Consider the following 1,214-nt stretch of genomic DNA (forward strand, 5'->3'; position numbering starts at 1 on the left):
TGTAATGGGTTCATTAAAAAAGATATGTGAGGATTTTAATATTTCGCAAGAAAAAGCAAAAATAGATTTAAAAGACCATATTTTGAAATTGGGATGGGCGCTTGACGCTGACGGAAACCCCACAAATGACCCGGGTAAATATGATGACCGGGAATCCCAAGGGAATTATTTTATGAAGGTCGATCCGTATGAACCTGAATTAAATGAATATTTACGGTTGGACTGTGTGGCATTATATGAAATTGTTACAATGCTTATTGAAATATCCGGCTTGCCGATTCATGAATTTTTAAAATGTCCTACTACCGCAAGTCTTGCAATGAAAGTATATCAAATGAATTATCCTGAAGATTATGAAAAGGCTATTTCCACGAATTACGGTTATAGCAAATGGGGCGAGTTTACAGAGGATTTTATACGCAAGGCATATTATGGTGGACGTACAGAAGTATTTCAAAGTGAATTAAATGGCGGCTTTCATTATGATGTAAATTCATTATATCCGTACGTTATGAAAGTGAACCCAATACCTATAGGGAAACCGCGTCACCATAAAGGAGACAAAGCCCGAAACGTATTTAAATATTGGTACAGCTATAGACAGGGCGGCGGTTTTTTAGAATGTGATATTCACATACCGACTACTTTACATATACCGCCTCTACCTCACAGAATGTACAAAAAATTATGTTTCCCGGTCGGTAACCTTTCAGGGATATGGACGTTTGAAGAAATTGAATTGGCGTTAGAAATGGGTGCTAAAATAAAAGAAATTCATCAATGTATTTATTTTGAAAAGACCGATTATATATTTAAAGATTTTGTCTCCTATTTTGAAGAGATTAAAAATACAAGTGATGGAGCAAAAAAGACGTTTGCAAAATTAATGCAAAATGCACTGTACGGAAAATTCGGTATGCAAAGGGTTCGGCAAACGATTTTACCTGTCACAGAAATTGAGACATGCGAAGAAAAAGGCTATCCTTATGTTGAATTATTTAACCCTGTATATGGACAAGAATTTATTGAAGCAGCCGTCCCCAGCAAAGCGCCGTATATTCAGCCGCATATAGCCGCCTACGTTACGTCATACGCGCGTATTTTATTATATAGAGGTTTAATTAAACAATTAGAAAAAGGCGATGTGGCATATTGTGATACCGATTCAATAGCATGTGAAGCTATTTTTGATGATGACATGGTTGACGATAGAG

At 36.3% G+C, this 1,214-nt stretch carries 1 protein-coding gene; it reads left to right on the plus strand.

Going from position 1 to position 1,214, the window contains the following annotated elements; translation table 11 throughout:
* On the plus strand, positions 1–1,214 hold a 1,214-nt coding region (locus tag ACFQ8T_RS21735; protein ID WP_430548518.1), incomplete at both ends, for a DNA polymerase.

The sequence above is a fragment of the Isoptericola sp. NPDC056618 genome, from assembly GCF_042792715.1.
Lineage (GTDB): Bacteria > Actinomycetota > Actinomycetes > Actinomycetales > Cellulomonadaceae > Isoptericola > Isoptericola nanjingensis.